We start from the raw sequence: 24924 nt of genomic DNA on the forward strand, positions 1-24924 counted from the left end.
AAAAGTTGCGCAAAGATATGATTTTGAACTCAATATTAATAGTTCATCCGTACCATTATTCCGGCAATTCGTTTTTTATTATCCCAAGGGCGGTTCGGTACGGATCGTCCTCAAGCTGTGAAAGATGCGAGAGTATCGTTGTGCTGAGTTCCTTGGCAGTAGACGTGTCCGGCAAACCCGCTACAGCGTTTCGGATCAGGGCTACTGTCTGGTCTTTGAGCTGCCGGGTGATGCCCCATGCACGGTCGCTTACATACAGCTGCTGGGTGATGTTATGTTCGTACTCCGAGCGGATTTCCCGCAGCAGCAGCTGGTGGAAATCCGCTGCACTGAGCTGCGGTTCATGTAACCGCACAACGAGGTTGACCGGATTGATCCGCTCGACGAAAAGTACAATGCGTTCATACGCCTGTAACCGAAGCGGCAGCAATTCCTTTTTGGTCTCGCGCTTCAGTTCCAGCATCTTCAACCGGAACACGTGCTGGTTATAGCGTGGCCAGTATATCCAGTAGGCCGCACCGAGCACCAAACTGCCGGCCAGCGTATATTTTACAAGGTCAATAAAAAATGCGGCGATGTCCATTATCCATTCAGTTTCTTTTGTTTGCAGAACGTAAAAATCCGCAAACTCACACAAAAGTGGGCATTTTTATGTAATTTTGTATGAATATAATTTAAACAGGCCAGTGATATGAGTACAGCAACATTGACATCGCCGGCACCCCTGACCATGACGGAGGGCGCCATTAACGAACTCAAAAAGCTGAAAGAGCAACAGGAAATTTCAGATGACTTTGGTCTGCGCGTCGGCGTGGAGGGCGGTGGATGTGCCGGAATGAATTACATCCTTGGGTTTGATCAAAAGAAAGACGGTGACTCCGAATACGATATCTCGGGAATCCGGATATTCATGAACAAGGCGCACGGGTTATACCTGGCCGGCATGGAAATCGACTTCAAAAACGGCCTTGATGCCCGCGGATTTATATTCAACAATCCCAATGCCAGCAGCACCTGCGGATGCGGGTCATCATTTTCAGCGTAACCGGCTGCGCGCACACCTATTGCAGCCCCCGGCAAGCGGACGGTAAAGGGTGCCGTTCCATCCTGACATAGCGGCAAACCCGGACGCTGTTTCACTTTTCTTCGGCATTTATTCGATACTTATTCGGATTTACTTCGTTCCTGCTCCGGGATTTCCTCGACATGGCTTCGGAAGTCCTTCGCAGGTGTTCGGAAAGCAATGCATTGCACGCCGAATAGCCCCGAAGCGGACTCGAAGAGGTCTCGAAGCCGTGTCGAACAGCACTCGAACAAGCCTCGAAGCAGTGTCGAACAGCACCCGAACAGGTCCCGAAGCGCACTCGAACACCTGTCGAATAACATCGGGTGAAAATAAGGAGGGAAAGGCCATTACCCGGCCTGCCACATCCACCGGACAGCTTCCAGTTTTCATGCAAATTCGTTATCTTTGCATCCTCATTTTATTAGCGTAATTGTTTTTAATGCGATAAATCCATCCGGTCAGCCGGCGCTGACACGTGGTTTTGTAGACAACGATAGCGATGTACAAGGAATATAAGCAACTGAATCTGCCCGAAATCGGCAGGGAAATACTGGAACGTTGGCAAACGGAGGATATTTTCGGAAAAAGTATCCGCAACCGGCCGGCCAACAAGCCTTATACGTTTTACGAAGGCCCTCCCTCTGCCAATGGCATGCCGGGGATACACCACGTGATGGCCCGTGCAATCAAAGATATTTTCTGTCGCTACAAAACACTCAAGGGCTACCAGGTAAAGCGTAAAGGCGGCTGGGATACCCACGGGCTGCCCATCGAGCTTGCCGTCGAAAAAACACTCGGCATTACCAAGGAAGATATTGGTAAAAAAATCTCCGTGGCCGATTACAATGCGGCATGCCGTAAGGAGGTGATGAAATATACGGACGTATGGAACGACCTCACCGAAAAAATGGGGTATTGGGTAGATCTCGAACATCCTTACATCACTTACAAAACCGAATACATTGAAACCCTGTGGTGGATACTCAAGGAACTGCATAAAAAAGGACTGCTGTATAAAGGCTATACCATCCAGCCCTATTCACCGGCGGCGGGTACCGGTTTGAGTTCGCACGAACTCAATCAGCCGGGAACCTATAAGCAGCTTAAGGACACGACCATCGTGGCGGAATTCCGCATTAAAAAGGACCAGGTTCATCCGGCCATGAGCACCTTGTTTGAAGAGGAAAATGAAGATACCGCATTTCTGGCCTGGACAACCACGCCCTGGACATTGCCGGCGAACAGCGCATTGGTGGTGGGCAATACCATCCGCTACGTAAAGATCCGCACGTTCAACCCCTATACATATGAACCGGTCAGCGTGGTACTGGCCAAAGACCTGGTGGGTAAATTCTTCAAGCCGGAAGCGCAGCATGCCGCCTTCCAGGATTACCAGCATGGCGATAAGTTAATCCCCTGGGAAATCCGCGCGGAATTTTCGGGCAGTGAGCTGCTGAACCTCCGTTATCACCAGTTGATGCCCTATGTTACCAACGCCGACCTGGAAGCCAATGCCTTCCGGGTAATTGCAGGCGATTTTGTGACGACGGAAGACGGGACGGGTATTGTGCATTCATCGGCCACATTCGGTGCGGATGACTTTCGTGTAAGCAGGGAAAACGGGGTACCGGGTGTATTTGTAAAAGATGAAAACGGCAAAGACGTACCCATCGTCGATAAGCGTGGCAGGTTTGTCAGGGAAATCGGCGAATTCGGCGGCAGGTTTGTCAAGGAAGAATATTACGACGATGCGACGCGGGCCGGTGCCGATTTCAAATCCACCGATGTGTTGATCGCCATCAAACTCAAGGAAGAAAACAAAGCCTTTGAGGTTAAGAAATATGAGCACAGCTATCCGCACTGCTGGCGCACGGACAAGCCGGTACTTTATTATCCGCTGGACAGCTGGTTTATCCGCACCACCGCGGTTAAGGATGAGCTGGTAGCCCTCAACAAAACCATCAACTGGAAGCCCGAAGCCACCGGCACGGGCCGCTTTGGCAACTGGCTGGAGAACCTGGTCGACTGGAACCTTTCCCGCTCACGGTATTGGGGCACACCGCTTCCGATCTGGCGGAGCGAGGATGAAAACGAAGAAATCTGTATCGGTTCAATCGACGAGCTGAAAGCACATATCGAAAGCAGCCTCGCTTCCACGGTGCTGGCTGAAACCGAAAAAGAAAAACTGCGGGAGTACCTCAGCAGGTTCGGCACAGACCAGCTGGATCTGCATCGCCCGTACGTAGACGACCTGGTCCTTGTATCAGACGGTGGACAGAAACTGTTCCGTGAACCGGACCTGATCGACGTATGGTTCGACAGCGGCGCCATGCCGTTTGCGCAATGGGGGCTCGACAAAGAAAAACTGGCTGCCGGCAGCGACACCCCGTTTAACGCCGGGTTTGAAGGCGCATATCCGGCAGATTTCATTGCCGAGGGTGTAGACCAGACCCGGGGATGGTTTTTCACCCTGCACGCCATATCCACTATGCTTCGGGGATCGGTAGCCTTCCGCAATGTGGTATCCAACGGACTGGTGCTGGACAAGAATGGCAACAAGATGTCCAAACGGCTGGGAAATGCCGTGGACCCCTTTACCACCATTGAAAAACACAGCGCCGACGCCACCAGGTGGTACATGATTTCCAATGCGGCGCCTTGGGATAACCTGAAATTTAACGAAGAGGGCCTGGATGAAGTCCGCCGTAAGTTTTTCGGCACCCTGTACAACACCTATGCCTTTTTTGCCCTGTACGCCAATATCGATAAATTCACCTATAAAGAAGCAGACGTGCCGGCGGCGGCACGCCCCGAAATCGACCGGTGGATTCTCTCGTTGCTGAATAGCCTGACCCAGGAGGTTGACGGATATTACGCGGATTTTGAGCCGACACGGGCGGCACGTGCCATCCAGGCGTTTGTCGATGAACACCTGAGTAACTGGTATGTACGGCTGTGCCGCAGGCGCTTCTGGAAGGGCGAATACAGTGAAGACAAGATTTCCGCTTACCAGACGCTGTATACCTGCCTCGATACCGTTGCCAGACTGATGTCGCCGATCGCTCCGTTTTTCAGCGACCGCCTGTACCTGGATCTGGATGCGGTTACCGGCAAAAACATGGCAGCATCCGTTCACCTGACTGATTTCCCGGCGTATCATGCCGAGTTGGTAGACAAGGGACTGGAAGCGCAGATGAGCCTTGCGCAGGACATCTCTTCGCTGGTGCTTTCGCTGCGCAAGAAAACGGGCATCAATGTCAGGCAGCCGCTCAACAAAATCCTCCTGCCGGTGCTGGACGATCAGTTCCGAGAGCATGTAACACACGTTAAAGAACTGATTTTATCGGAAACCAACATCAAGGCCATCGAATTCATTACCGATACATCCGGTATCATTAAAAAGAAAATAAAACCGAATTTCAAGACGCTTGGACCCAAGGTGGGCAAAGACATGAAAACGGTAGCCAGCGCCATCCAATCACTCAGCGCAGCGGAAATTGCCGTACTTGAGCAGGAAGGAGCCATTGCCCTGCCCAACACGCCTTACACCGTACAGGCATCCGACGTGGAAATCATCGCCGAGGACGTAGCCGGCTGGCAGGTGGCTAACTTGGGCAAACTCACGGTAGCGCTGGATATCAACATGACTCCGGAATTGAAAAGCGAGGGAATTTCCCGCGAACTTGTTAACCGGATACAGAACCTGCGCAAGGAACGTGGGCTGGAAGTAACCGACCGGATAGCCGTTCGGGCAAGCAATATCCCCGAAATCACCGAGGCAGCAACGGCGAATTTATCTTATATTCGTACCGAGATCTTGGCAGACTCTTTGCTATTCGAGGATGACCTCCCTTCAGGAGATACCGTAGCAATCGGGGAGCAGGAATTAAATGTATTAATTGAAAAAGTGTAAATTATGGCAAATAATAGCGAAAAAACACGGTACAGTGATGTGGAGCTCCAGGAATTCAAGGAAATCATTCTGGAAAAACTCCGCATAGCCAAGGAAGAATTGGCAGCATTGACCAACTCGCTGAACAGCAGTAATGCCAATGGGACTGACGATACGGCAGGTACGTTTAAAACCTTAGAAGATGGTTCGGCTACCCTGGAAAAAGAGCAGACCAATCAGTTGGCAGCCCGTCAGAAGAAATTCATCGATAACCTGGAGGCTGCATTGGTTCGTATCGAAAATAAGACCTATGGCATCTGCCGCGAAACGGGCAAGTTGATCCAGAAAGAACGGCTCCGCGCAGTACCGCATACGACGTTGAGCATCGAAGCGAAAATGAAACAGTATTAATAGCCATTAGCTGTTGGCTTATCAGTTGCGGAATCAACCTGCGGCATTGATCACTAACGGCTAAATGCGAACCGCTAAACCATGAAAGGCTATACCAAACCGCTTATACTCGTTTTGTCTGTTCTGCTGATCGACCAGCTTGTTAAGTTTTGGATCAAGCTCAATATGACACTCGGGCAGGAGTATAAAATACTGGGCGACTGGTTTATCATCCATTTTACCGAAAACAACGGCATGGCCTTTGGCCTGGAGTTCGGCGGCGAAACCGGCAAACTCGCCCTGTCCCTGTTCCGCATCGCGGCGGTGATCGGCATTGCATACGGCCTGCATTACATGGTCAAAAACAAATACCACAGGGGGTTTATCCTCAATGTGGCCTTGATTTTTGCCGGAGCGCTCGGAAACATCATTGACTCGACCGTCTATGGCATGCTGTTCAGTGAGAGCACCTGGTTTGAGAAAGCCCGGCTGTTTCCGGTCGAAGGCGGTTATTCGGGTTTATTCCACGGTAAAGTGGTGGATATGCTGTATTTCCCGTTGGTGAAGGGCAATTTCCCTGACTGGTTCCCGATATGGGGCGGGTCTGATTTTCTCTTTTTCAGACCTGTGTTCAACATTGCCGATTCGGCGATTACCGTTGGTGTAATCCTCATCTTAATTTATCAGAAACGTTATTTCAAGGAAGAGGTTGTGGAGCCGGCGAGCTACAACAGCGAGGTGGTAGAAGATTAAGACCGATGAAAAAGGCTTATCCCACGAAACGGCCCAACGGTTTTTTTTTCCTGTTATGGATGCTGTGCAGTGGTTCTCTTACCGCAGCTGCCCAGCATGCCGACGAGCAGCTGATCCGCACCCATATCGAACAACTGGCCTCGGACGACATGAAGGGCCGTGGCACCGGCAGCAGGGAACTGCGCAAAGCCGCCCGCTACATTGTCGGCCAATTCAAGAAATACGGGCTGGCACCCGGCGGTCCCCGCCGGCAATACGACCAGCCTTTTACGGCCAGGGTAAGCCGGGTAGTGGTTAAAGCCCCTATCCCCCGGGCGAGCAACCTCCTTGGCTTCATTGATAACCGGGCACCTTATACCATTGTCATTGGTGCGCATTACGACCACCTGGGCCTGGGGATGCAGGGAGGGTCAAAAGATCCGGAGCCGTCGGGTAAAATCCATAACGGGGCCGATGACAACGCATCAGGTGTGGCGGGATTACTTGAACTTGCCCGTTATTTCAGCCAGAATAACAAAACAGAACCCTATAACTTATTATTTATTGCGTTTTCTGCAGAAGAGCTTGGGCTATTGGGCTCCCGCTACTTTGTAGAGCATCCGACCATACCCCTGCAGCAGCTTCATTTCATGTTTAACATGGACATGATCGGCCGGTACCAACCGGACCGCGGACTCGGTATTGGCGGGTATGGCACAAGTCCGTTATGGCCCGAAATTGTTGAAGGGATACAGACACCTATCCGGTATTTTACCGACAATGCCGGTAAGGGAGGCTCCGATCACCATTCATTTTACATGGCATCCGTCCCGGTATTGTTTTTCCATACCGGTGGACATCCCGATTACCACGCCCCGGGCGATGATCCGGACAAGATTGATTACCGGGCGATGGCCCAGATTGTGAACCTGGGAATACAGCTCATTGAACGGGCCATGGAAAAAAATAAACTGCCGTTTACCGCGGCGGATTAACGCTATGATATTAAATACCGCATATGACATCAACACGTTCAACATTTAGCCTGCTGGTTACCGGCAGCAACGGATTGCTGGGGCAGAAGATTACCGACCTGGTGCTGCAAGACGGACAGATTGACTTAATCGCAACTTCCCGTGGTGAAAACCGGCACCCGGTCAGTACCGGTTACCGTTATATCGACCTGGACATCCTGGATAAACAACGGCTGCGGGAGGTCATTACACAGGAACGTCCGGATGTGATCGTTAATACGGCGGCCATGACTCATGTGGATGTCTGCGAACAGGACCCGGCCGGCTGCCGCAGGCTGAATGTCGACACGGTACAGGAGCTGGTGGCATTATGTGAGGAACTGGGTATCCATTTTATCCACCTGTCAACCGACTTTATTTTTGATGGCCAGCACGGCCCATACGCGGAAGACGATGAGCCCAACCCGCTGAGTTTATACGGCCAGAGCAAGCTGGATGCAGAACACCTGATCCGGCAATCGTCGTGCAAGTGGACCATCCTTCGTACGATACTGGTATACGGCGTAGTGGCCGACATGAGCCGCAGCAACATTGTGCTGTGGGCCAAAGGTGCACTGGAAAAAGGCCAGCCGCTGAATGTGGTAAACGACCAATGGCGCATGCCCACCCTGGCTGAAGACCTGGCACAGGCCTGTCTGCTGGCGGCGGCGAAAGGTGCCGAAGGTGTTTTCCATATTTCAGGGGAAGATTTCTTTGCCATTGACGAACTGGTGGCAGCTGTTGCCGATTACTGGCAGCTGGATAAATCGCTCATCAAACAGATCAGCTCCACTACGCTGAGCCAGGCGGCACCACGGCCTGCACGCACCGGATTTCACCTGGAGAAAGCACGAAAAATACTGGGTTATGCGCCACACAGCTTTCAGGAAGGGTTGGCGGTGGTCGACCGCCAGCTACGGGCAAAAGATGTGAAAGACAAAAATTAATCCCATCTTTGCAGCATGAGCCAGCAGAAGTTTGCCCGCGAATCATTCACGATCATGAATGAGTTGGTATTGCCCAACGACACCAACCCACTGAATAATTTAATGGGCGGGCGTCTGCTGCATTGGATGGATATTGCCGCCGCCATATCGGCCCAGAAACATTGCAACCGCATTGTGGTAACGGCCTCTGTGGACAACGTTTCATTTAAGCACCCCATCAAACTGGGCGATGTCATTAGCATCGAGGCACAGGTGACACGGGCATTCAACACATCGGTAGAGGTTCGGCTTACCGTGTGGGCGCAGAACATTCCTTCGGCTACACGGGTAAAATCAAATGAAGCTTTTTATACGTTCGTGGCCATCGACGAAGCGGGTAAAACCATGGCTGTTCCCCGGCTCATACCGGAAACTGCGGAAGAGCAAAAGCTGTACGATGAAGCATTATACCGGCGGGAACTGCGGTTGGTGCTGGCCGGAAAACTCAAACCTAAAGACGCAAAGGAGCTTCAAAACCTCTTTAAAGAGGTGGTTAAAGATTAACGTTATCCGTTACCCAACGCAATGATGCGGTCGAAATGTGCACGCGTAAGCGGCATGACGGACAACCTCCCCTGCCTCACCAATGCAACATCCTGCAATTGTTCATCTGCTTTGATGGCTTCCAGCGTAACCGGTTTTTTTAGGGTTTCCACCGGAGATAAATCCACCACTACCCAGCGTTCATCTGCCGTAGTGGGATCCTGATAGGCCTCTTTTACCACTTTAGCAATGCCAACCACTTCCTTGCCCTCGTTACTGTGGTAAAATAAAACCAGATCGCCTTCCTTCATCGCTTGGAGGTTATTGCGGGCCTGGTAATTGCGTACACCGTCCCAGTAGGTACGCTTATCCTTAAGGAATTGCTGCCAGCTGTATTTAAACGGTTCCGATTTTACTAAAAAATAATTCATGGCCGGATCTATTTCAGGTTAGTTTTGCTTCTGCACGACTTCCATCTTTTCAGCGAAATGTTCGCAGTAGTCACGCAGGTCGCCGATTACGGCTTTTGCCATGGCGTCGTCGCCTGAAGCGCGGATGAAGCTGTCGCCCATGGTCTGCAATGTCTCATAAAAAAACCGCTTCATTTCATCCAGTGGCATATCCTTGGTCCACAAGTCAATGCGAAGCGAATTTTTATACTGGTGATCCCAAAGCGACAGGAACAGGGCCTTCGCCGGCAGGGCTTCTTTATTTTCCCCATCGGTAGATTCCCAGGTAATCTGGTCGGGTACGTTGTTTTCGTCCAGCTCAATTGTCAATTTTATCTCTGCCTTTTTCATCTATATAACTTGTTCTTTAACGGTGATGAAGCTTGCTCCGCAGGTTTCATCTATATAACTTGTTCTTTAACAATAATCACCCGATCCTGATGAACCAGATGACCAATACCACCATCGCAATAAAAATGGCTTCGGCGATCCAGATTCGCTTTAACCGGCGCAGCATGAGGCGGAAAAACTGGTCTGCCACGACAAGCACCAGCAAAAGTAACAAAAACCAGCCAATGCCGGCTATTCCCTTGTCATTCATCAGCAGCTGCCATAGGATTCCGGTCATCAGTAACGCGGCAGCAATATTTAACGGGGTAATTCGCATGGGTTTCATCGCTTCGGCTTGCGTGTCCGGGATTTATGCTTTTGAAATGCTCCTGCATGACTGCCGGTTGACTTCTGGTTTGTGGTTTTCTTTTCATGGAAGGCTCCCTTGAATTCGGGGTTTTCTTTCCTTTTCTGGTTGTCAATTTCCCGTGCAATGGCCTGCCTTTCCTCGAACCCGGTCTGTTCGATAAATACACCTTCCGGTATATCCGACACCGGGATCTGCTGCCGGATAAGCTTTTCGATCTTATGGATATAATAGGCCTCGGCAGGGTTACAGAACGTGATGGCGTCACCTGTCTGAAATGCGCGGCCCGTACGGCCGATGCGATGCACGTAATCCTCGATAACGATGGGCACATCAAAATTGATCACGTGGCTCACGTTGCTGACATCCAGTCCCCTTGCGGCTACATCCGTAGCCACCAGGATCCGGATTTCACCGGCCTTGAATGCGTTAATCGAATTGATCCGTGTATTTTGTCCTTTATTGGCATGAATGACCCTTACGTTGTCTGCCCCGTACCTGCGCTCAAGAAAATGAAACACCTGGTCCGCTACCGCCTTGGTTTTGCAAAAAACAATAAGCCGATGCAGTGCTTCATCGTCTTTAAGCAGGTGCTGAAGCAGGTTGATCTTGGTTTTGAGGTTGGGCACATAATAGAGCGTCTGTGTTACCGTCTGCGCCGGCGTGGCCTGCTCCGTTACCTCTACGATGGTTGGGAAAGCCAGAAAATCGCCCGCAATCCTGTGCACGAGCTCGCCCATGGTTGCCGAAAACAACAGGTTCTGCCGTTTCCGGGGCACTACTTCCAGGATACGGTGCAATTTGCCGATAAAACCCATATCCATCATCTTATCCGCCTCGTCAATCACCAGCACGTTCAGCGATTTGGTAACGATATGCCCCGCGAGGTAGAGATCAAGAAAACGGCCCGGAGTAGCCACGAGGATATCCACTCCCTTATCAAGTTCGGCGATCTGTGTTTTCGGGCCAAGCCCTCCGTATAGGACAACCGTCCGCAGGTCGGTATATCGGGCAAACAGGCGAATGTTTTCCTCGATCTGCATGGCCAGTTCACGGGTGGGCGACAGGATCAGCGCCCGCGGATCTTGGCCCTGCGCATATTTCAGTTTCATCAATACCGGCAGCACAAATGCAGCGGTCTTCCCTGTGCCGGTCTGGGCGATACCCATTACGTCCTGCCCGGCCAGCACCGGCGGAATGGCTTTCTGCTGGATGGCCGTAGGCGCAGTATAACCCGCCTCTTCAATCGCGCTCAGGAGCTGCTTATTGAACTTAAAATCCGCAAAGGTATTCCGTTCCATCCGGCAAAGATAGGAAAAGCGCATCAATACAGGATGAAGGGGATGTATGCGAACACCGCGTTCAGGTTAAGGGCACATCGCGTCTTACCAACAGCACCCGGCTATCTTCCAGTAACAGGTAACCGTATTCATAGCAAAACCGGTACTGGCTGCCCTGTCTGGTGGTATAAATCTCCGTAATATACTTAAAATCGAACCCCAGAGCCCGCATGGCGCCGGTGCCGACCCTTGCCTTACCCTCCGGATTCAGTACCTTAAGGATATTACGGTTCTTTTTAAGGATATGATTAATTTTTCGAAAATATGCCGTTTCCCGGCTGCGCATGCGGTTATTATAATTACTCCGGCACGCATCATCGCAAAATTTCTTGTCGGCCCGGCCAACAATAGGCTGTTGGCAGTCCAGGCAGCATTTTTCCATCGCATGAGGTTTATCGGTCGACTTCTTTAGGTTACAGCATTAAAGATAATGGTTCTCGGGCGGAAATAAAAATCGGGGCGTAGACATCCTATTTTTTAATTCGCAGGGCGATTTGTAGTTTTGTTTCCATTCACCTGCATTAATGCGCATATTAATCATCCACAATCATTACCAGCACCCGGGGGGTGAAGACGTTGTTTTCGGGCAGGAAAGAGACCTGCTGAACGACACAGCGGCCGTCTCCACGCTTACCTTCCGGAACCAAAAGGGCTGGCGTGGATTGTGGCAGACCCTTTGGTCGCCCTGGAATATCTGGGCCGGCCAGCGGGTGAAACGGGCAATCAGGCAGCACGCGCCAACCATCATCCATATCCATAACCTGCATTACGCAATCGGGCCGATTGCCGTCCGTATCGCTAAGCGAAGGGGCATACCGGTGGTCATGACGTTGCACAATTACCGCCTGCTTTGCCCATCGGCTACGCTGTTCCATAACGGGCAGGTATTTACGGAAAGCTTGCACACGGCTTTTCCATGGGATGCCGTACGGCTGGGTGTACACAGCCATTCACGGATAAAGACGGGCTGGCTGGCACTGACCGTATGGCTCCACAAACAACTGGGAACATGGAACCAGGTCGACCGTTACCTGGTGTTAACCGACTTTGCGAAGCAGCTTTTCGTGAACTCTTCCTTTGGGGTACCGGCGGCTAAATTTGCCGTTAAACCCAACTTTGCAACCGGATTTCCGCTTACCGACCGGCCCCGTAGCGTTCATTTTCTGTTCGTGGGCCGGCTTGCCGAAGAAAAAGGCATTGACGTGTTGCTACAGGCATTCGCCCATACTGGCCATACGCTGCGGATTGCAGGCGATGGGCCATTGAAGGACAAGGTACTGGCTTACGGTAAACAGCACCCCAATATCCATTACCTCGGCGCGCTCAATGCGCAGCACATCCGCGCGGAACTGGCGGTATGTTCGGCATTGGTTTTCCCGTCCATCTGGTACGAAGGAATGCCGATGACGCTCCTTGAGGCATTTGCCTCGGGTACACCGGTAATCGCCAGCGATCTCGGGGCGATGGCTACGATGATCAACCACGGGGAAAATGGATGGTTATTCACCTCCGGGGATGCCCGGGGGTTACAGCACCGGATAGCTGAATGGTTGCAACTGGACGAAACCGATCGTGCCGCGATTGGCAGAAAGGCCCGTGCACGTTTTGAACAGCGTTACACAGCCACGGTAAACCGGGTATTGCTGATGGATATTTACCAAGCGCTCACCGGTAAGCCCGAATAATTGCAGCGCCATTGTAACAAAACACGCTGGTTTGTATCCAAATAATTGTAAACTTGCATTGAATCAAACAAGCTTTTTCAGCAACCGCACGATCGTTATGATAAAAAAATCCATATTGGCTTTGATCTGCGCCTCCATAGGTGTGCTAGGCAGTGCAACGGCCCAGAACAACATCGATTTCAAGACGTTCCGGCTTAACAATGGCCTTGAGGTATTACTCCATCAGGACACAACCACACCGATCGTGGCTGTATCCGTGATGTACCACGTGGGGTCCAAAAACGAAGATCCATCACGCACCGGCTTTGCCCATTTTTTTGAGCACCTGCTCTTCGAGGGCACGGAGCACATCGGCCGCGGCGAATACATGAAGAAAATCGAATCGATCGGCGGCACGCTCAATGCCTATACCACAAACGATATTACCTACTATTATGAAGTAGTGCCCTCAAATTACCTGGAAACCGCACTGTACATGGAAAGTGAGCGTATGCTGCATGCAAAAATCGACTCCATTGGCATCGAAACCCAGCGAAGCGTGGTAAAGGAGGAGATGCGGCAGCGCTATGACAACCAGCCCTACGGCACCATCCTGATGGAAACATTCAAACGCACCCACCAGAAACACCCGTATCACTGGACGGTGATTGGTTCCATCGAACACCTGAATGCAGCAACCTTGGATGAGTTTATGCAATTCTACAAGACGTATTACGTGCCGAACAATGCCGTGCTTTCTATTGCCGGCGATATTGACTATGCCCAGGCGGAGGCATGGATCAGGAAATATTTTGAGGAGATACCGAAAGGAACGGGCAGAATCGTCCGTCCTTCCGTCATCGAACCCAAGCGAAATGCGGAAATCCGCGATACGGTATACGACAATATCCAGCTGCCTGCCGTGATCCAGGCGTATAACCTTCCGCCAAAGAAACACGCCGACGGTCCGGCACTGGACATGCTTTCCACCTACCTAACCGGCGGTAACAGTTCGCTGCTTACCAAAGAGATTGTAGATAAGCAACAGAAGGCCCTTACGGTTGGCGCTTATCCGCTGGATCTCGAAGATGGCGGTGTGTTTCTGCTGTATAGTATTGCTAATATGGGCGTATCGGCAGACACCCTGGAGCAGGCGATAGACGAACAGATTAACAAGGTGATTGCACAGGGCATTACCGAAGAAGATTTCCAGAAACTCCGCGCACAGATTGAAAACGCCATTGTCAGTCAGCACGCATCGGTTGCCGGGATTGCGGAGAGCCTGGCCGAAGCATGGACCTTTTTCGGCGATGCCAATGAAATCAACCATGAAATGGAAAAATACAACCGGGTGACGCGGGAAGACATCCAGCGGGTGGCGCGGCAATACCTTGCCAGAGACGGGCGTGTGGTACTGCATTACCTGCCTAAAGCGGCTGCCCAGAATCAATAAAATTGACCATTACCAATTAAATAGAAAAAAATGAAAAAGATCAGCAGTTACCTATTCTTCATGTTAGTTGGTATCGGAATGATCGCTGCCCAGGTAGACCGCAGCAACTACCCCGAACCGGGTCCCGCTCCGGAAATCAATATCGGTGATCCGGTTACGTTTACCCTGCCCAATGGACTGAACGTTTTTGTGGTGGAGAACCACAAGCTGCCCCGTGTTACCTATTCACTGGTACTCGACCGTGACCCTATTCTGGAAGGAGATAAAGCCGGTATTACCACACTGGTGGGCGAAATGATGATGGGCGGTACGGCTTCGCGCAGCAAGGACGAACTCGATGAGGCAATTGACCGCATCGGATCGCAGGTCAGCGTATCGGCAACGTCGGCCAGTGCATCGTCACTCAAAAAGTATAACGATCAATTGCTCGAACTTTTTACCGATGTCCTGTTTAATCCTGCTTTTCCGCAAAGTGAACTGGATAAGCTAAAAAAACAACTTATCTCTAGTCTCACTGCCGCCAAAGACGATCCGAACAGCATCGCGGGCGTGGTACGGAACGCCGTGATGTATGGCAAGGATCACCCCTACGGCGAAACCGAAACGGAGGAAACGGTTGCCCGCATCCAGGTGGATGACATCAAAAGCTATTACAACACTTACTTTAAACCCAACATTGCCTATTTAGCCATTGTTGGGGATATTACCGTGGATGAAGCAAAAGCACTGGCAAACCGCCATTTTGCGGACTGGCAGCAGGGAACGGTACCCCATCACGAATGGCCGCTACCCAAAGCAGCGGCGGAGAATAACGTAGTCCTGGTAAACCGCCCGGCAAGTGCCCAGTCGGTCATCCATGTCGGATACCCCTTTGTGCTTAAACCAAATGATCCGGATGTCATCGCCACGAATGTGGTAAGCCGGGTCCTTGGCGGGGGATCGTCAGGCCGGCTGTTCCTTAACCTCCGTGAAGACAAAGGGTATACGTACGGTGCGTATGGCGGCATTACCCCCGGCAAGTTGATTGCGACACTGGACGCAAGTGCCAGCGTACGGAATGCCGTGACGGACAGTGCCGTCCACGAATTTGTGTATGAATTGCAGCGCCTCGGACAACGCACCATCACACAGGCCGAACTGGATCTTGCCAAGGCTGCACTGGCAGGCAGCTTTGCCCGGTCATTGGAACAACCCGCTACCATTGCGCGTTTTGCCATCAATACAGAACTGCAGGAATTACCAAAAGACTATTATAAGAATTACCTGAAAAACCTCGATGCGCTGACATTGGAACAGACCAATGCGGCGGCAGCGAAGTATGTCCACGGCTCCGGATTACAGATTACCGTGGTCGGAAAGACCGACGATTTCGCCGATAAGCTGAAAGAATGGGGGACGGTACGCTTTTATACGGTAACGGGCGATCCGGTGAACGGAGACGCAGGGAACGGAACTCCTAAAACCGAATAAATTCTTCGATCTGCTCGTCGGTAAACCGAAGTGTATCTTCTTTAAAGAGCCGGTTTTCGCTATTAAACTCGCTAAAAATATGCGGGATATGGATGCGTAGCGGCAACACGTTCAGGCGAACGTAGTGGCAGACGCCGGTAAAGTGGTCGACCCCCCGGATATTACCGTATTTACCGCTGGAAAGGCCCACCAATGCGGCTTTCTTGTTGAAGAAACTGTCCGGAAATTTACAGGCGTCCATAAATGTCTTCAGGATACCCGGGAAACTCCCGTTGTATTCGGGGATGATAAAGATAAATTTTTCGGTAGCAGTAACCCGGTCCTGGAAAGGACGGAATGTTTCGTTGCATTTTCCGTACATCTCCGCCGAAATAAAATTGGCCTGCAGGTCGGCTAACGACAGCATATGGGAAGCCACATGCTTTTCGGTAAGCCGGTGTTGATAATAACTGGCCAGTTTAAACGTATTACTATTTGGGCGGTTTGTTCCCGAAACAATTGTGATCATTTGAATCTATTTAAAGGACACGCAACATGCGTTATTCGTGCATATTGCATTTTAAGGCATCGTGAATAATTCGTATCTTAGCCCCTTATTCGCGTTGAACGATCCAAAAGTACAAATTAGCGATTACTTTAGGAATACGGCCCCAACGAATCATTATTTTTGTCATCATCCATGGGTAAAATTATTGCAATAGCCAACCAGAAAGGAGGTGTCGGTAAGACGACCTCATCCATCAACTTAGCTGCCAGTCTAGCGGTATTGGAATATAAAACCTTATTGGTAGATGCCGATCCACAGGCCAATTCAACGTCCGGTATCGGGTATGATCCACGTACCATCAAAGCCAGCGTTTACGAGTGTCTGATTAATGACCTTGATCCGCAGCAGGCTATACAGCGCACGGACACGCCGAACCTGGATTTATTGCCTGCCCACATTGATCTTGTAGGTGCCGAAATCGAGATGATTAATCTGCATGAACGGGAATATAAAATGAAGCGCGTGCTGGATCAGTTAAAGAATCAATACGACTTTATCGTGATCGACTGTTCACCTTCGCTGGGGCTCATCACCATTAATGCGCTCTCGGCGGCCAATTCAGTTATTATTCCCGTACAGTGTGAATACTTTGCACTTGAAGGACTCGGCAAATTGCTGAACACCATCAAAATCGTTCAAAACAGGCTCAACAGGGATCTGGAGATCGAAGGCATTCTGCTGACGATGTACGACGTCCGCCTTCGGCTTTCCAACCAGGTCGTGGAAGAAGTAAAATCGCATTTCAACGAGCTGGTTTTCGACACCATTATCCAACGCAATACCCGCTTAAGTGAAGCACCCAGCTTTGGTGTGTCGGTGATCATGCACGACGCAAACTGCAAAGGGGCGATCAATTATTTAAACCTGGCCCGTGAAATACTTGAAAAAAATGGTCTTGTAAAAGAGGAGAAAGAACAGGTAAGCGTATAAGATGGCAGCACAACAAAGAAAAACAGGTTTAGGTAAAGGCCTTAGTGCCTTACTCGATGACACGGAAATAACACAACGGACACCGGAAGACCAGTCGATCGGCGAGGTACCTGCACAGCCCGCCGCGGGTTCCATCGGTTTCGTCAGCATTTCCCGGATTGCGATCAATCCGTTCCAGCCACGCACAGATTTTGACGAGGAGGCGCTTAGTGAACTGGCGGCTTCCATTAAACTACAGGGGCTGATCCAGCCAATCACTGTGCGCGAAGCGGACAACGGCACGTATCAGCTAATCAGTGGTGAACGCAGGCTAAGGGCATCCAAACTTGCGGGGCTGACCGAAATACCGGCATACATCCGCACCGCCAACGACCAACAGTTACTGGAAATGGCGCTGATCGAGAATATCCAACGTGAAAACCTGAACGCGATCGAAGTCGCATTAAGTTTTCAGCGGATGCTTGAGGAATGTCACCTCAAGCAGGAGGAGCTCGGTGAACGGGTAAGCAAAAACCGGTCTACCGTGACGAATTACTTACGCCTGCTTAAACTACCTCCGGTAATACAGGCGGCTATCCGCGACGGGCAACTCAGCATGGGTCATGCACGGGCGCTGATTAATGTATCTGAAATCGACAAACAGCTTTACATCTTCCGGGAGATTGTAAAAAAAGAACTGTCCGTCCGGAAGACCGAGGAACTCGTACGTGAGTTGCAACAGCTTCGGACACCTGCCAAAAACAAGAAAGCAACGGCACTGTCCTTCCAGTATCAGAAAGTAGAAGATGACCTGGCCTCCAGGTTTGCCACCAAAGTACGGCTGCGTACCGGCAAGAAGGGGGACGGCTCCATCGAAATCCCTTTTCACTCAGAGGATGATTTAAACCGGATTCTCGAATTATTAGATTGGTGATGAACCGCTTGCACCTGCTATTCACCGTGCTTTGTACCCTGCTGTTAACGGGTACGCTGTGGGCACAGGTGCCGGACACCCTGCAACGCGATACGACGTCGATGGCTGTAGCCCGTGATAGCGTAAGTGATGCGGATACGGCGGACACCGAAACAAGGCGGGAAAGAAGGCTTCGTGAACGGCGCGAGCGGGAGGCAGCGGAACAGCAGGAACCTGTGGTATTTAAAGATTCGGCTAGGCTGGCCATCGAGGAACTCAGCCGCAAGGCATGGAAACGTTCGCTTATCGTACCCGGATGGGGCCAGTATACCAACGGCGGTTTATGGTGGATCAAAGTACCGGTAATATACGGCGGATTTGCCACAACCGTGGTGGTATTTAACTTCAATAACCGGTATTACCGCGAGATCCTCCATGAGGTCCAGTACCGGCTGGCCAATAACCATGCCGAGCCGCCCAACACCAAGTATCCCAACGTAGCCAAGGACAGTCAGGGTACGCAGCGCATGATTGCGGCCAAGGATTATTACCGTCGGAACCGCGACCTCATGGTGCTGCTGACCGTTGCCTGGTGGGGCATCAACGGCATTGAGGCTTATGTCAACTCCATGCTCAAATACCGCTGGGATATCGGCGAAGACCTCGGGTTCCGTGTCGCCCCTACCCTGTTGCAGCAGCCAGCAGCGGCCTTTGCCCATCAGCCGTATGCGTTTGGTGTAAAATTAACCATCGACCTGGGCAAATAATCCGCTACCGGCCTTTATTCCCGGATACCAGTAAATTATTTTAGTTTTCAGAAAAAATTTCCTGCACTTTTGTGTTAAGTTTGCGAATTACGGAATACACATAAACGTTAAGCGATTACCTAATTTCATACCATGAATATTACCTTATTCGGATACGGAAAAATGGGCCGGATTATCGAAAAGTTTGCCTTGCAGCGGGGCCACCGGATCCATCGCATTGTGGACGAGCATAACCGGTCCGAAACCCTTGCGTCGACCCTTGAAGGGACTGACGTAGCCATTGATTTCAGTCAGCCGGAGGCGGTAATCGGCAACATCGACCTTTGCTTTGAGGCAAAAGTTCCCCTGGTCGTTGGCACCACCGGTTGGTATGACCGGCTGGAGGAAATAAAAAATAAGTGTGAGCGCAGTAACAACGCCCTGCTCTATGGATCTAATTTCAGTATAGGGGTTAATGTCTTTTTCCATATCAACAAACTGTTGGCTAAGGCCATGAACCCTTACAAACAGTACGACGTACAGGTGGAAGAGATACACCATATCCATAAGCTGGATTCTCCCAGCGGCACAGCGATCACCCTGGCGGAGGGGATCATCGGGCAGCGTGACGGCAAGTCCGAGTGGATAAATAACCTGATCGGTGAAGGCACGGAACGCATCCCCACCGCACAGCAGCTCCTGATTGAGAGCCACCGCATTGAGGAGGTGCCGGGCACCCACACTGTGTTATACAGCTCGGAGGTAGACCAGATTGAATTTAAACATACCGCACACAGCCGGGCCGGTTTTGCACTGGGTGCGGTGATTGCTGCCGAATGGCTTCAGGGGAAAACCGGATTTTACCAAGTGACGGAAATGTTTAACTTTGACGGGCACATATAGGCATCGCCCACGTTTTTATCAAACAATATAGACGTATCTATTCAAAACCAACTACATGGGATATATCGTTTTTGCAATCATCCTTGTCCTCACCCACTACGGTCTTTGGAAGCTCTTTGTAAAAGCAGGTTTTAAAGGCTGGGAGTCACTTATTCCGATATACCGGGAATACCTTATTGCCAAAATATCCGGACGTCCGGGATGGTGGATTGCGTTATTGCTTATCCCAATTGTTAATATTTTTGTTTTCTTCGGCCTGTATATTGATCTGGCAAAAGATTTCGGCAAGCAGCGATTCTGGGAACATGCGGCAACCATTCTCCTGCCGTTCGTGGTATTTCCGCTGTGGGGCAATGATGCGAAGACGACTTATCTGGGGATGTCGGCCACACCGGCATTTAAAGAAAAGTACCCTTATAAAAAATCATTGGCCCGCGAATGGGCAGATGCCATCGTGTTTGCCGTAGTGGCAGCGACGCTGATCCGTGGGTTTCTGATCGAAGCGTACATGATTCCGACAGGCTCTATGGAAAAAAGCCTCCTGGTCGGCGACTTTCTGTTCGTCAGCAAACTGAATTATGGCCCGCGGGTACCGATGACGCCGATTGCCTTCCCTTTTGCACACCATACCATGCCGCTGACCGGCGGCAAGGCTTACTGGGATGGCCTGCAGCTGGGCTATACCCGACTGCCCGGTTTCGAGGAAATTGAACGTAATGATGTGGTGGTATTTAACTATCCGATGGAGGCCGATGCGCCGTTTAACCGTCCGGTCGATAAACGCGAGAACTACATTAAACGTGCTGTGGGAATCCCCGGGGATACCATTTCGCTGCGCGAGGCCAAACTTTTTGTAAATGGCGAACCGGGGTTTGAACCGCCCCATGGCCAGATGGACTATTACGTTTATACCGATGGAACCGGGCTGAATCCCCAGCGACTGCACGACATGCGCATCGAATACTACACCTATGCGCGGGAACCTTACCTGCTTTTCCTTACTGAAGAAGCCTATAATGAGGTAAAAAGCTGGGCAAACGTAACCAAGATCATCCCCAATATCAGGCACCGCGACACCGCGGAACCAGGTGTATTTCCAAACAATGCGCTATATTCCTGGAATATTGACAATTTTGGTCCGGTCGTTGTCCCGAAAAAGGGCTGGACGATTACATTGGATACACTGACCCTACCCTTTTATGAGCGTGCGATTACGGTATATGAGGGAAACACACTGGAAAAACGAGCGGATGGCTATTACCTCAATGGCGCAAAAACCGACAGCTATACGTTCAAAATGGATTATTATTGGATGATGGGCGACAACCGGCATAATTCGGAAGACGCACGCACCTGGGGATTTGTTCCCGAAGACCATATCGTGGGGAAAGCACTGTTTGTATGGCTTAGCTGGGATAAAGATGGCACGTTTTTAAGTAAAATCCGTTGGAACCGCCTGTTTATGGGAATCAAATAGGTAATCTCATGGGGTCACACGCCGTTGGCTGCCGCAAGGTAACGGCCAACGGTTTCCTCCAGTCCGAGGTACAGTGCATCCGAGATTAGGGCATGGCCAATACTGACCTCCAACAAACCCGGAATTTCTTTGACAAAATAGTGCAAGTTATGCAAATCCAGGTCGTGTCCGGCGTTTAAACCGATCCCCAGCTGGCGCGCCACGGCTGCAGCGGTACGGTACGGCGTAATGGCGGCTTCCCGGTTATCCGCATATCCTTTTGCATAAGCCTCGGTATACAGTTCCACCCGGTCGGTCCCGGTCTGACCGGCTGCTTCTACCATGACCGGATCCGGATCAACGAAAATAGACACCCGGATTCCCGCCCCTTTAAACAGTGCGCACATATCCTGAAGATAGCTTTTATGCGTAATGGTATCCCATCCGTGATTCGAGGTGATCTGTCCCGGATTATCGGGCACCAACGTCACCTGCGCCGGCTGGGTGTCCAACACCAAACGGACAAATTTTTCTTCCCTGCAATTTCCTTCAATGTTCAGCTCCGTCCGGATATTTGCCCTTAAATCAAACACGTCCTGGTAGCGGATGTGCCGCTCGTCGGGCCGGGGATGGACCGTGATCCCCTGCGCACCAAAACGCTCGCACGCGAGTGCTGCCTGAAGTACATCCGGGTTATTGCCACCCCTTGAATTTCGCAGTGTTGCGATCTTATTGATATTCACGGAAAGTTTTGCCATGGGAATATTTTTTACAAACTACGCGAAAATTGCCCTTATAAACAAGTTTCTGAAACGGCGATCGCGGTAACACGGGTCGCTCCGCGACGGGTGGAGAACCGCCTTATTAGCGGAAATGTAGAAAACCATCCCCGTTTTCGAAACCTGTTATATTTCGGGTAAAAAATTATTAAATTGCATCACTTATGGGAGGTTTTGACATCAGCTTTTTCAATATCCGCTTGCTCGACGTGATCGACATCTTTCTGGTGGCTATCATCCTGTATTACATATATAGCCTCATCCGGGGTACCATCGCGGTTAACATCCTGATCGGGTTGGGGCTTATTTACGTCATTTACATCATCGTCAAGCAATCCAACATGCACCTGCTGACCGAAATTTTCGGCGGGTTTATCAGTGTTGGATCGATTGCGCTGATTGTCGTTTTCCAGCAGGAAATCCGACGATTCCTGATCCATATTGGCAAGAACATATCCGTAAGACGGAAGAACCTGCTGTGGTCCATTTTTGTGAGTAAAAAAGCGGCCGAGCACGATAACCGGGCCCGTCTGAAACCCATCATTGATGCCTGCCGCAGCATGTCAAAATCATACACCGGTGCCCTGTTGGTTTTTTCAAAATATTTTGACGAGGAATATTACCAGAGCAGCGGGGAGTACCTCGACGCAGAGCTCTCCAAACGGCTATTGGAAAGTATCTTCCAGAAACACAGTCCGCTACATGACGGCGCTGTGGTTATTGTTGATTTCCGGATCAAGACGGCCAGTTGCGTATTACCGCTATCAGACAGCGAAGATCTTCCGCTGCATTTTGGACTGCGGCATCGGGCAGCTATCGGGGTAACTGAGGTGAGCGATGCCGTAGCCGTTATTGTATCAGAGGAAACCGGTGAGATTTCCTTCGCCAAAGACGGCAATGTGAATATGAATATTGGACATGAAGAACTGGAAGAACTGCTCAATGCTTCCATATAGCGGCTCCGGACGGCATCGTTATCCCTGTCGGGCCAGCCTATAACCTCTGCATATCACGTGACCTAATTTTTACAATTCAGCCATACAAACAACCTGGCTTTTCCCGTTACTAATACGTAAGTCAATTGGATGCGTACCTGAGCGTAACGGTTGATTTCGTTATTTGACACATTGTTTCACAAAGCCCTGTTTTCCTGCACCGATATCGGTGCAGGAAAAACAGGCACAACTACCGATTGCAATAAATACAATAAACCTTACCTGATCCTAACCGGGGCAATCAAGCGAACTGAATTAAAAACTGTTTAATATGGCCTTGGCGCGGTTAACCGCTTCGGCTGCAGGCACGGTATCCAGTGTACTCAATTCAAAGAAAGCAATTGCATCTTCCAATGAGGAAAGGGCCTTCCCGTTTTTTTCCTGCTGCAACTTGCTACGGATCAGGCGGACTTTCTCGACATCCTGAATTCCTTCGCGCAGGCGCTCAAAACGGATGGAGCTTCGGGCTCCGGGGTAAACCAGCCAGGCGTCCCCAGCAGCCCACGTACCGTACCGGCTGTCTTCCAACGGGTTTTCGTTCCAGCAATTATATGCCCACCGCAGGTATCCGTCATATCCTTTATGGAGTGCATGCCAGGGTAGCCAGGTAGCTTCCGCGTAAGGAGACTGCGTAAAGGTATTCGGTCGGGGTTCCGCACAGCAGGTATAGAACGTGGTGGTATATCCCTGCTCACGGCGATGACGTATCGTGGCTTCGTCCATCTGCTCTCCGGACGCGATGCAATAATCCAGCAACAAATCGGCTAGTTCGGGATGAAATGCGCCGGCAAGCGAAACACGGAAATCCGGGTCGGCCTCCTTAATCACCGCTATGGCCTCCAGCATGTCTTCCATCGGCCGTTCATCCATTGCAATGGTTGTCAGTTCCCACCATCCCCGGGCTTTGAGGTGACGGGCAAAATCCGTAAGCATCGGCTGCCAATGATTACGGTAATCGGCTGATTCGGGCGAAGCAACCAACAGCGTATCTTTACCCAACGCTTCGTCATAATAATAGAACCGCTGATTCCACGGGATCATACTATAGCAATTAATGAATTTATTGATTCCGAAATCCATCATGTAGGTTACCCATTTGTCGAAATTCGTGTAATCATATGCCCAGGTACCGTCCTTTTTCCTAACCCATTTGATCATACTTTGGTACACATCATAGGTCTGACCATTCCAGGGGTCGTGTATCATACTTACGGTGATGGCCTTTTGACCTGCGTCCGCAAGCAGCTGCATATACGGTCGCATTGCCTCCAAATGCTGTGCTGACCAGGGCTCCAAATCATAATACCTGGCAACAGAAAATGGGTTTTGCCAAAGATCCAGGTGAAAGTCCCATTCGGCCGCCGGAGGGAGTACATGTGGCAGCACCTCGATGGTGTAAGGCAAGGCAATTGCTTCCTGTCCTTCTGCCGTAATGTGCAGCGTTCCTTCGTACCGGCCGGGCGCTGCGTCGGCAGGCACGTCCACCTGCAGCCAAACCGGACGGGCCGTTTTCGCATCAACAGTCAAATTTGTTACGTGGTCAATCACATCGGCCACCAGGAATGTATCCAGTCCCGACGGTATGCCACAGCCACTTTTAAGGGTATCCAGGTCATCGGTAATGACATACCGTACAAAATTCGCCTGTATCTGCTCGGCGTTGATCCGGCTGTCGCCATCGCCTGATAAATCGGTAACCCGGAGGCGGACATCCGCAAGCTGCGCTGCCGACCAGATCAGCGCCTGCGTATGTATCCGTTCGCCCCGCCACGCTTTCGCCTGCCAGTTTCCAAAGACCTGGTTTTCCAATGGGGGGGCGGATCGGGGAAAATGAACGTCCGGAGACACGAACATCCCATGCAGTCCGTACGGGACATCCAGCCAAACCGAATCGGCTACCGGATATGGGTCCACCGGTTCAGTATAGGCCACCCCCCGCTGGCCGCTTTGCTGCCGGCCGCAGGCCCATACCGAGCATAGGGCGATGATAAAAAAGCATAGACTACGCATACACCTCCTTTGTCATACCGCTGTTGCGGTC

General features: G+C 50.9%; 25 protein-coding genes. 16 read left to right on the forward strand and 9 right to left on the reverse strand.

Annotation, left to right across the window (positions count from 1 at the left end; genetic code table 11):
• Positions 1 to 55: 55 nt before the first annotated feature.
• Positions 56 to 583, reverse strand: coding sequence for a DUF7935 family protein (locus ABWO75_RS01380; protein WP_353181797.1), 528 nt, complete (start codon positions 581 to 583; stop codon positions 56 to 58).
• Between the two features lie 108 nt (positions 584 to 691).
• Here ABWO75_RS01380 and ABWO75_RS01385 point away from each other — a divergent pair, with 108 nt between their 5' ends.
• The 7 genes from ABWO75_RS01385 (at position 692) to ABWO75_RS01415 (ending at position 8583) form a co-directional block, all read left to right on the forward strand.
• Positions 692 to 1045, forward strand: a complete 354-nt coding sequence (locus ABWO75_RS01385) for a HesB/IscA family protein (protein ID WP_353181799.1) — start codon at positions 692 to 694, stop codon at positions 1043 to 1045.
• 520 nt (positions 1046 to 1565) lie between these two features.
• Complete coding sequence (ileS, locus tag ABWO75_RS01390; RefSeq protein WP_353181801.1) at positions 1566 to 4979, forward strand: isoleucine--tRNA ligase; 3414 nt, start codon at positions 1566 to 1568, stop codon at positions 4977 to 4979.
• Between the two features lie 3 nt (positions 4980 to 4982).
• Entirely contained in the window at positions 4983 to 5369 is a 387-nt protein-coding gene (locus ABWO75_RS01395; RefSeq protein WP_353181803.1) for a TraR/DksA family transcriptional regulator, read from the forward strand.
• A gap of 81 nt (positions 5370 to 5450) precedes the next feature.
• A complete protein-coding gene (locus tag ABWO75_RS01400; protein WP_353181805.1) occupies positions 5451 to 6101 on the forward strand; it encodes a lipoprotein signal peptidase in 651 nt (216 codons plus the stop codon).
• Between the two features lie 5 nt (positions 6102 to 6106).
• The gene (locus tag ABWO75_RS01405; protein ID WP_353181807.1) at positions 6107 to 7075 is read left to right on the forward strand and encodes a M20/M25/M40 family metallo-hydrolase; all 969 of its coding nucleotides are present in this window, start codon (positions 6107 to 6109) and stop codon (positions 7073 to 7075) included.
• Positions 7076 to 7098: 23 nt separating this feature from the next.
• Entirely contained in the window at positions 7099 to 8040 is a 942-nt protein-coding gene (locus ABWO75_RS01410; protein ID WP_353181809.1) for an SDR family oxidoreductase, read from the forward strand.
• 15 nt (positions 8041 to 8055) lie between these two features.
• Complete coding sequence (locus tag ABWO75_RS01415; protein ID WP_353181811.1) at positions 8056 to 8583, forward strand: acyl-CoA thioesterase; 528 nt, start codon at positions 8056 to 8058, stop codon at positions 8581 to 8583.
• A 2-nt stretch (positions 8584 to 8585) separates the two neighbouring features.
• Here ABWO75_RS01415 and ABWO75_RS01420 read toward each other — a convergent pair whose 3' ends face one another.
• The 5 genes from ABWO75_RS01420 to ABWO75_RS01440 all read right to left on the reverse strand — a co-directional run bounded on the left by ABWO75_RS01420 (position 8586) and on the right by ABWO75_RS01440 (position 11430).
• Entirely contained in the window at positions 8586 to 8993 is a 408-nt protein-coding gene (locus ABWO75_RS01420) for an EVE domain-containing protein (protein ID WP_353181813.1), read from the reverse strand.
• A gap of 18 nt (positions 8994 to 9011) precedes the next feature.
• On the reverse strand, positions 9012 to 9362 hold the full coding sequence (gldC, locus tag ABWO75_RS01425; RefSeq protein ID WP_257657224.1) for a gliding motility protein GldC: 351 nt from the start codon (positions 9360 to 9362) through the stop codon (positions 9012 to 9014).
• A gap of 76 nt (positions 9363 to 9438) precedes the next feature.
• Positions 9439 to 9687, reverse strand: a complete 249-nt coding sequence (locus tag ABWO75_RS01430) for a hypothetical protein (RefSeq protein ID WP_353181816.1) — start codon at positions 9685 to 9687, stop codon at positions 9439 to 9441.
• Entirely contained in the window at positions 9684 to 11009 is a 1326-nt protein-coding gene (locus tag ABWO75_RS01435; protein ID WP_353181818.1) for a DEAD/DEAH box helicase, read from the reverse strand. The genes ABWO75_RS01430 and ABWO75_RS01435 overlap by 4 nt, the downstream gene beginning before the upstream one ends.
• 61 nt (positions 11010 to 11070) lie before the next feature.
• Positions 11071 to 11430, reverse strand: a complete 360-nt coding sequence (locus tag ABWO75_RS01440) for a hypothetical protein (protein ID WP_353181820.1) — start codon at positions 11428 to 11430, stop codon at positions 11071 to 11073.
• A gap of 142 nt (positions 11431 to 11572) precedes the next feature.
• Between ABWO75_RS01440 and ABWO75_RS01445 the strand changes: the two genes are divergently transcribed.
• The 3 genes from ABWO75_RS01445 to ABWO75_RS01455 all read left to right on the forward strand — a co-directional run bounded on the left by ABWO75_RS01445 (position 11573) and on the right by ABWO75_RS01455 (position 15635).
• Entirely contained in the window at positions 11573 to 12733 is a 1161-nt protein-coding gene (locus tag ABWO75_RS01445) for a glycosyltransferase family 4 protein (RefSeq protein ID WP_353181822.1), read from the forward strand.
• A 97-nt stretch (positions 12734 to 12830) separates the two neighbouring features.
• On the forward strand, positions 12831 to 14165 hold the full coding sequence (locus tag ABWO75_RS01450; RefSeq protein WP_353181824.1) for a M16 family metallopeptidase: 1335 nt from the start codon (positions 12831 to 12833) through the stop codon (positions 14163 to 14165).
• Between the two features lie 30 nt (positions 14166 to 14195).
• Positions 14196 to 15635, forward strand: coding sequence for a M16 family metallopeptidase (locus ABWO75_RS01455; RefSeq protein WP_353181826.1), 1440 nt, complete (start codon positions 14196 to 14198; stop codon positions 15633 to 15635).
• Here ABWO75_RS01455 and ABWO75_RS01460 read toward each other — a convergent pair.
• Entirely contained in the window at positions 15622 to 16143 is a 522-nt protein-coding gene (locus ABWO75_RS01460; RefSeq protein ID WP_257657231.1) for an NADPH-dependent FMN reductase, read from the reverse strand. The two genes, ABWO75_RS01455 and ABWO75_RS01460, sit on opposite strands and share 14 nt — an antisense overlap.
• 171 nt (positions 16144 to 16314) lie before the next feature.
• On the opposite strand from ABWO75_RS01460, the gene ABWO75_RS01465 reads away from it, so the two are divergent.
• The 5 genes from ABWO75_RS01465 (at position 16315) to lepB (ending at position 21130) form a co-directional block, all read left to right on the forward strand.
• The gene (locus ABWO75_RS01465) at positions 16315 to 17112 is read left to right on the forward strand and encodes a ParA family protein (protein ID WP_353181829.1); all 798 of its coding nucleotides are present in this window, start codon (positions 16315 to 16317) and stop codon (positions 17110 to 17112) included.
• Between the two features lies 1 nt (position 17113).
• The gene (locus tag ABWO75_RS01470) at positions 17114 to 18025 is read left to right on the forward strand and encodes a ParB/RepB/Spo0J family partition protein (protein WP_353181831.1); all 912 of its coding nucleotides are present in this window, start codon (positions 17114 to 17116) and stop codon (positions 18023 to 18025) included.
• Entirely contained in the window at positions 18025 to 18771 is a 747-nt protein-coding gene (locus tag ABWO75_RS01475) for a DUF5683 domain-containing protein (protein WP_353181833.1), read from the forward strand. The genes ABWO75_RS01470 and ABWO75_RS01475 overlap by 1 nt, the downstream gene beginning before the upstream one ends.
• A gap of 132 nt (positions 18772 to 18903) precedes the next feature.
• Positions 18904 to 19653 carry a 4-hydroxy-tetrahydrodipicolinate reductase gene (gene dapB, locus ABWO75_RS01480; RefSeq protein ID WP_353181835.1) on the forward strand — a complete coding sequence of 250 codons (750 nt, stop codon included), beginning with the start codon at positions 18904 to 18906 and terminating at the stop codon, positions 19651 to 19653.
• Positions 19654 to 19708: 55 nt separating this feature from the next.
• Positions 19709 to 21130: a signal peptidase I gene (gene lepB / locus ABWO75_RS01485; RefSeq protein ID WP_353181837.1), complete on the forward strand. Its 1422-nt coding sequence runs from the start codon at positions 19709 to 19711 to the stop codon at positions 21128 to 21130.
• 14 nt (positions 21131 to 21144) lie between these two features.
• On the opposite strand, the gene ABWO75_RS01490 is transcribed toward lepB, so the two are convergent.
• Positions 21145 to 21867, reverse strand: coding sequence for a pyridoxine 5'-phosphate synthase (locus ABWO75_RS01490; RefSeq protein ID WP_353181839.1), 723 nt, complete (start codon positions 21865 to 21867; stop codon positions 21145 to 21147).
• A gap of 185 nt (positions 21868 to 22052) precedes the next feature.
• Here ABWO75_RS01490 and cdaA point away from each other — a divergent pair, with 185 nt between their 5' ends.
• Positions 22053 to 22844: a diadenylate cyclase CdaA gene (gene cdaA, locus ABWO75_RS01495; protein ID WP_257657238.1), complete on the forward strand. Its 792-nt coding sequence runs from the start codon at positions 22053 to 22055 to the stop codon at positions 22842 to 22844.
• Positions 22845 to 23138: 294 nt separating this feature from the next.
• On the opposite strand, the gene ABWO75_RS01500 is transcribed toward cdaA, so the two are convergent.
• Positions 23139 to 24893 (reverse strand): DUF4091 domain-containing protein, encoded by a 1755-nt coding sequence (locus ABWO75_RS01500; protein ID WP_353181842.1) that lies wholly within the window; start codon positions 24891 to 24893, stop codon positions 23139 to 23141.
• Between the last annotated feature and the right edge of the window lie 31 nt (positions 24894 to 24924).

It is taken from the genome of Parapedobacter lycopersici (assembly GCF_040395035.1).
GTDB lineage: Bacteria > Bacteroidota > Bacteroidia > Sphingobacteriales > Sphingobacteriaceae > Parapedobacter > Parapedobacter lycopersici_A.

Coding starts and splice junctions, on each gene's coding strand:
- ABWO75_RS01460 (WP_257657231.1), bottom strand. CDS start 16,143: ATGATCACAATTGTTTCGGGAACAAACCGCCCAAATAGTAATACGTTT.
- ABWO75_RS01470 (WP_353181831.1), top strand. CDS start 17,114: ATGGCAGCACAACAAAGAAAAACAGGTTTAGGTAAAGGCCTTAGTGCC.
- ABWO75_RS01420 (WP_353181813.1), bottom strand. CDS start 8,993: ATGAATTATTTTTTAGTAAAATCGGAACCGTTTAAATACAGCTGGCAG.
- ABWO75_RS01475 (WP_353181833.1), top strand. CDS start 18,025: ATGAACCGCTTGCACCTGCTATTCACCGTGCTTTGTACCCTGCTGTTA.
- ABWO75_RS01415 (WP_353181811.1), top strand. CDS start 8,056: ATGAGCCAGCAGAAGTTTGCCCGCGAATCATTCACGATCATGAATGAG.
- ABWO75_RS01400 (WP_353181805.1), top strand. CDS start 5,451: ATGAAAGGCTATACCAAACCGCTTATACTCGTTTTGTCTGTTCTGCTG.
- ABWO75_RS01465 (WP_353181829.1), top strand. CDS start 16,315: ATGGGTAAAATTATTGCAATAGCCAACCAGAAAGGAGGTGTCGGTAAG.
- ABWO75_RS01435 (WP_353181818.1), bottom strand. CDS start 11,009: ATGGAACGGAATACCTTTGCGGATTTTAAGTTCAATAAGCAGCTCCTG.
- ABWO75_RS01455 (WP_353181826.1), top strand. CDS start 14,196: ATGAAAAAGATCAGCAGTTACCTATTCTTCATGTTAGTTGGTATCGGA.
- lepB (WP_353181837.1), top strand. CDS start 19,709: ATGGGATATATCGTTTTTGCAATCATCCTTGTCCTCACCCACTACGGT.
- ABWO75_RS01395 (WP_353181803.1), top strand. CDS start 4,983: ATGGCAAATAATAGCGAAAAAACACGGTACAGTGATGTGGAGCTCCAG.
- gldC (WP_257657224.1), bottom strand. CDS start 9,362: ATGAAAAAGGCAGAGATAAAATTGACAATTGAGCTGGACGAAAACAAC.
- ABWO75_RS01440 (WP_353181820.1), bottom strand. CDS start 11,430: ATGGAAAAATGCTGCCTGGACTGCCAACAGCCTATTGTTGGCCGGGCC.
- ABWO75_RS01490 (WP_353181839.1), bottom strand. CDS start 21,867: ATGGCAAAACTTTCCGTGAATATCAATAAGATCGCAACACTGCGAAAT.
- ABWO75_RS01500 (WP_353181842.1), bottom strand. CDS start 24,893: ATGCGTAGTCTATGCTTTTTTATCATCGCCCTATGCTCGGTATGGGCC.
- dapB (WP_353181835.1), top strand. CDS start 18,904: ATGAATATTACCTTATTCGGATACGGAAAAATGGGCCGGATTATCGAA.
- ABWO75_RS01450 (WP_353181824.1), top strand. CDS start 12,831: ATGATAAAAAAATCCATATTGGCTTTGATCTGCGCCTCCATAGGTGTG.
- cdaA (WP_257657238.1), top strand. CDS start 22,053: ATGGGAGGTTTTGACATCAGCTTTTTCAATATCCGCTTGCTCGACGTG.
- ABWO75_RS01410 (WP_353181809.1), top strand. CDS start 7,099: ATGACATCAACACGTTCAACATTTAGCCTGCTGGTTACCGGCAGCAAC.
- ABWO75_RS01385 (WP_353181799.1), top strand. CDS start 692: ATGAGTACAGCAACATTGACATCGCCGGCACCCCTGACCATGACGGAG.
- ABWO75_RS01445 (WP_353181822.1), top strand. CDS start 11,573: ATGCGCATATTAATCATCCACAATCATTACCAGCACCCGGGGGGTGAA.
- ileS (WP_353181801.1), top strand. CDS start 1,566: ATGTACAAGGAATATAAGCAACTGAATCTGCCCGAAATCGGCAGGGAA.
- ABWO75_RS01405 (WP_353181807.1), top strand. CDS start 6,107: ATGAAAAAGGCTTATCCCACGAAACGGCCCAACGGTTTTTTTTTCCTG.
- ABWO75_RS01430 (WP_353181816.1), bottom strand. CDS start 9,687: ATGAAACCCATGCGAATTACCCCGTTAAATATTGCTGCCGCGTTACTG.
- ABWO75_RS01380 (WP_353181797.1), bottom strand. CDS start 583: ATGGACATCGCCGCATTTTTTATTGACCTTGTAAAATATACGCTGGCC.